This is a genomic window from Hymenobacter coccineus, from assembly GCF_001816125.1.
Classification (GTDB): domain Bacteria; phylum Bacteroidota; class Bacteroidia; order Cytophagales; family Hymenobacteraceae; genus Hymenobacter; species Hymenobacter coccineus.
Genome location: NZ_MDZA01000163.1, coordinates 1 through 5,232 on the forward strand (window position 1 = coordinate 1; position 5,232 = coordinate 5,232).

General features: G+C 63.0%; 5 protein-coding genes. 4 read left to right on the top strand and 1 reads right to left on the bottom strand.

Annotation, left to right across the window (positions count from 1 at the left end; genetic code table 11):
* The 4 genes from BEN49_RS10925 to BEN49_RS10940 all read left to right on the top strand — a co-directional run.
* Positions 1–798 (top strand): phosphatase domain-containing protein (locus BEN49_RS10925; RefSeq protein WP_204376090.1); only part of this gene is annotated, 798 nt, incomplete at its 5' end.
* Positions 799–1,299: 501 nt separating this feature from the next.
* Positions 1,300–1,587, top strand: a complete 288-nt coding sequence (locus BEN49_RS10930; RefSeq protein WP_125916744.1) for a hypothetical protein — start codon at positions 1,300–1,302, stop codon at positions 1,585–1,587.
* Positions 1,588–1,643: 56 nt separating this feature from the next.
* The gene (locus BEN49_RS10935) at positions 1,644–3,029 is read left to right on the top strand and encodes an amidohydrolase family protein (RefSeq protein ID WP_070743213.1); all 1,386 of its coding nucleotides are present in this window, start codon (positions 1,644–1,646) and stop codon (positions 3,027–3,029) included.
* A 171-nt stretch (positions 3,030–3,200) separates the two neighbouring features.
* Positions 3,201–3,707 carry a SpoIIAA family protein gene (locus BEN49_RS10940; RefSeq protein ID WP_070743215.1) on the top strand — a complete coding sequence of 169 codons (507 nt, stop codon included), beginning with the start codon at positions 3,201–3,203 and terminating at the stop codon, positions 3,705–3,707.
* 269 nt (positions 3,708–3,976) lie between these two features.
* Here BEN49_RS10940 and BEN49_RS10945 read toward each other — a convergent pair whose 3' ends face one another.
* On the bottom strand, positions 3,977–4,852 hold the full coding sequence (locus BEN49_RS10945) for an SDR family oxidoreductase (RefSeq protein WP_317040440.1): 876 nt from the start codon (positions 4,850–4,852) through the stop codon (positions 3,977–3,979).
* Between the last annotated feature and the right edge of the window lie 380 nt (positions 4,853–5,232).

The window sequence follows — 5,232 nt, forward strand, 5'->3', positions numbered from 1 at the left end:
AGCTTCCGCCCAGCGTCGCCCGGGCCCTCGCTGTGGGCAGCCGGTGGCCGTGCGCCTGGCCCAGCTGCCGGGCGGCCCGCCGCTGCCGCCCGGCCCGTGCAAGCCGTGGCCGAAGTGCTGGTGCCGCCCGCCGGGGCCGAGTTCGGGGTAATTTCCGACCTCGACGACACGGTGTTTGAGTCGGGGGCCACCAATTTTCTGCGCATGGGCTTCACGGTGCTGCTGCGCAACGAGTTTTCGCACCAGCCCTTTGCCGACGTGGGCGAGTTCTACCGGGCCCTGCAACTGGGGCGCACCGGGCGGCCCGATAACCCGTTTTTCTACATCAGCAGCAGCCCCTGGAACCTGTACGACGCGCTCGACGAGTTCCTCACCCTGCACCGCATCCCGAAGGGGGCCCTGCTGCTGCGCGACGTGGGCCTGCGCCCGCGCAACCCCGCGCCCCCCACCGCCGAGGGCCTGGCCGCCGCCGCTCACTTCGGCCACAAGCTCCACGAAATCGAGAACGTGCTGCACGCCTACCCCCACCTGCCCTTCGTGCTACTCGGCGACAGCGGCCAGGAAGACGCCCGCATCTACCGCGAGGTGGTGCGCCGCTACCCCGGCCGCATCCGCGCCGTGTACATTCGCGACGTGCAGGTGCCCAAGCGGGCCCTGGGCATCCCGCAGCTAGTGGTCGAGCTGCGCGCCGAAAACGTGGAAATGCTCCTCGTGCCCGACTACGCCACTGCCATGCGCCACGCCGCCGAACGGGGGCTCATTGATGGCGACAAGATGGCGGTGGGTGGTAACGAATAGTAAATATTCTTTCCACGTTGAATTCATTGCTAACAGACACTTGCAAGCAAAACCGTTGGCAGCTTGCTTGATTCGTACAAGTGCGGCAGTAATTTCTCAACTTTTTGTACTTAGATAGGATGCGTAGCTCTTTCTACTACCAAACAGCCATCTGGCTTCCTATGCTAATTGCTTTTCTTCTCAGTATCACGCACGGCAGTGGCCATTACCTCTTGGTTGGCACAGTGCAAGGAGGACTGTTTCTCTTAGCAGTTTTGGGTATTATTCGATGGGAAAGACATATAAATAAAACGTCACTGGCCTCATGGTTATTCTTTGTGATTGTCGGGATAACGGTTCTGTTATCGGTTACATGTTGGGTGTTTCGCAACCTATCCGTATGATAAATAACAGAAGAACAACCATCTCGCAATGAGCATACCACCCCTCCCTACCGATTTACACGATGCCTGTATATACGGGTTTACTTTCGACATGTTAAGCAACTGCTTGACTATTAATATGTGGCTGGACGTGCCGCAAGGAGTGTATCATGAACGTAAGCAAATCCTTTTAACAGGGGTGCGCAATGGCAAAGAGGTAGCACAGCTTCAACAGCAGATTGAGCGAATTAAACGCAAAAGCAAGGGTAAAGGAAAACGCTTAGAATCAGGTTTACTTTTGGAAGACTTTAGCTACGCTGACCTGACGGCACCGCGAAAAGACGAGTTATCAATTCGATTGGCCATCGACCACGTACCTGTGCTGATAGTCCAGTGCAAAAAAATCACGGTGCAAGCATTGCCTTAAATTAAAGGCCATTTAGGTGGCCTAGGCAACACTAAACCCTTGTTCATTATCGATTGATGCGCCTCCTGCAACTCTTGTTCCTCGCCCTTTGCCTCAGCATAACCGCCCACGCGCAGCGGCTTACCATCGTGCACGCCAACATAATTGACGTGGCCACGGGCGCCATCCAACCCGATAGGACGGTGGTTATCAGCGGGCCGCGCATTGTGCGGGTGGGGCCCTCGGCCAAAGCCAGCCGGACCACGGGCCGGGTGGTGGACGCCCGCGGGCAGTACCTCATCCCGGGGCTGTGGGACATGCACACCCACGTGTACTTCGACGGCACGGCCGCCGCCGGCACCGACCTGATCCTGCCGCTGCTGCTGGTCCATGGCATCACCGGCATCCGCGACATGGGCAGCCAGCTCGATTCCATCCTGGGGGCCCGGGCGGCCGTGGCGGCGCACCGCCGGCTGGGGCCCCGGCTGGTGGTGAGCGGGCCGATGCTCGACGGCCCCAAGTCGCCCTACAAAGCGGCCATCGCCGTTGCTACCCCCGCGGACGGCCGCCGGGCCGTGGATATGCTCAAGGCCCGGGGCGTCGATTTTATTAAAATCCAGTCCTACGTGCCGCGGGACGCTTACTTCGCCATTGCGGCCGAGGCCAAGGCGGTGGGCCTGCCCTTCGAGGGGCACGTGCCCGACGCCGTGAGTGCCGCCGAAGCCGTGGCCGCCGGCCAGCGCACCTTCGAGCACCTAATCGGCATTTTCGAGGCCAGCTCGACCGACGAGGCCCGGTACGTGGCGGGCGGCGAGAAGTCGCCGGGCCGCTTTTTGGCCACTTATGACACGGCCCGCGAAGCCGCCGCCGTGCGGCTGCTGGCGGCGCACCAGGTCTGGCAGTGCCCGACGCTCTTCTGGGAGCGGGGCCAGTGGCTCGTCGATTCCATTGCCTGGCGCGCCGACCCCGACCTGGCCTACGCCGGCCGCAGTTGGGTAGCGCAGCGGTGGCCCAAGGCCCAGGCCAGCATCGCCCGGACGATGGACACGGAGCCGCTACCGGTGCGGGCCCGCTTCGTTACCCACGAGCTGGAGCTGGTGCGCAAGCTGCACGCGGCGCAAGTGGTTTTCCTGGCCGGAACCGACGCACCGGCGGGCGTGGACGTGCTGCCGGGCCCCAGCCTGCACCTCGAGTTGCAGCGCTTCGTAGCGGCCGGCTTCACGCCCCTGGAGGCCCTGCAAACGGCCACGTTGAACCCGGCCCGGTTCTACCACCGCCTCCAGGACTTCGGCAGCGTCGCGCCCGGCCGCCTCGCCGACCTCGTGCTGCTCCGCGCCAACCCGCTGCTTGACATTGCCAACACCCGCCGCATCGCCGCCGTGGTGGCCGACGGCCGCTACCTCTCGCGGCAGGACCTGGACCAGCTATTGGAAGGGCTCAAGCGGGTAGCCGCCGCGAAGTAGGGCGCCGGGCCCGGCTTGCAGCGCACGGGGCCCAGGCAATGCGACCAAGTTATTTGCATATAACTAACATTTAGTTGTTTACACCATTACTAAATATCTTGCGCAGGTTACACAAGCACTTCGCGTGGAGCGGGCGGAGTGGTTATTCAATTAACTTATCTCTATCCCGCTATGCGCTTGCATTTAATCCGTAAAACGGACTGCGTTTCCATCTACTACGATTCACTAAATGAATGGCTGTTCTTGGATTGGGAAGGCGAACTGACGTTGCTGGACGTGCAAACTGCTTGCCTGGAGGTGGCCCGCTGCTTCTTGCCCCGCCCCTACGCGCGGGTGCTCAACAGCAATGAGCAGGTAACGGGCGTGAGCTGGAGCGTAGCGGCCTGGCTGGCACGTGACTTTCTACCGCACCTAACCGTGGCCGGCATCACGCACATTGCATGGGTGTATTCGTCTTCGGTGCGGGCCCGCCACGTGGTGCAAACGGTGCTCAACTGGCTGCCGGGGCCCGCCCTCACCAGCTTCGATGACTTGGACGCGGCCGTAACCTGGCTGCAGCACATCCGCCCCGAGGGCCCCGCGCAGGCCTCGCTGCGCTTACCGGCCACCCAGGCCAAGCTGGATAAAGTATTTCAGGACATGTGCCAAAAAGTAAAGGCGCAAGTGCCCACCCACTAACGAACGACCTCTGCGGGCAAGGGCACGGAGTTGCTAGTGCGCCGCCCTAGCCCGCTGGACGACCCGGCCAATACCGGGCGTACCGCCGCCTTGGGCACAGCAGAACCTGAGCCAACTCCGCGCACATTTGCAGCAAATAACCGCGCGGCAGGAGCTGCCTGGAGAGCCACGAAAACGAAGCAAGGGGCGGGTGGCCTACTGAAAACGCATTGGATACGTTTTCAGTAGGCCACCCGCCCCCTGGCAGATTTCCTGGAAGCTACTGGCCGCTACGGCTGCCCTTTGCCGCCGGCCGAGCCGTACACCTGGCCCGTGGCGTAGCTGGCGTCGCTGGCAGCCAGCTGCACGTAAATCGAGCCCAGCTCGGCGGGCTGCCCGGCCCGGCCCAGGGGCGTGTCGCCGCCAAAGGTTTTGATTTTTTCTGGGGTGGCCCCGCCGCTCACTTGCAGCGGCGTCCAGATGGGGCCCGGGGCCACGCCGTTTACGCGGATGCCTTTGGGGCCCAACTGCTTAGCCAACGACTTCACGAAATTCATGGTGGCGGCCTTCGTCTGGGCGTAATCGTAGAGGTTGGCCGAGGGGTCGTAGGCCTGCTCTGAAGTGGTGGCGATGATGGCGGCCCCGGCCGGTAGGTGCGGCAAGGCGGCCTTGATGATCCAGAAGGGCGCGTAGATGTTGGTTTTCATCGTCCAGTCGAACTGCTCGGTGGAAATGTCCAGAATCGATTCGTGCGCCTGCTGCCGGCCCGCGTTGCTCACCACGATGTCGAGCCCGCCGAGCTGGCGCACGGCCTCGGCCACCATCCGCTGGCAGAAGGCCTCGTCGCGCAAGTCGCCCGGAATGGCCACGGCCTTGCAACCCGCCGCCTTGATGAGGGCGATGACCTCTTTGGCATCGGGTTCCTCGGCGGGCAGGTAGTTGATGGCCACGTCGGCCCCCTCACGGGCGTAGGCGATGGCGGCGGCCCGGCCCATGCCCGAGTCGCCGCCCGTAATCAGTGCCTTGCGGCCCTTCAGACGGCCCGAGCCTTTGTAGCTAGTTTCGCCGTGGTCGGGGCGCGGGTCCATTTGGCTGGCCAGCCCGGGCCAGGGCTGCGACTGCTCCTTGAACGGGGGCTTGGGGTACTTGGTGGTCGGGTCTTGCAAGGGCGCGGCGGCTATTTCGGCCGGGGCCCCTCAGCGGCCAAAACGGGGCCCAGAGCAGCGGCGGCTAGGCCCGCGCCCAGACTGCCCAAAATTTTGCGGCGGCTGATGTTCTGTTCGTCTTCCATGATGCGGTAGTTGCTGGCCTTTCGGCGCAGAATAGGGAGATAGGTACGGGCCCCTAAACGGTCCCTCCCATCCCACCGTTGCCTAAAAAACCGCACGGATGAGCTTGAAAGCGCTTTTTTTTCAAAAACGCTCCGCCACCGCAACGGCTACGAGGTGTGGTCGGCCACGATGACCCAGCGGCCCTGGATGCGCCGGAACACCAGCAGGAAGTGGCCGCCCAGGTCGCCCAGCGCGGCCGGGGCGGGCCAGGTGCC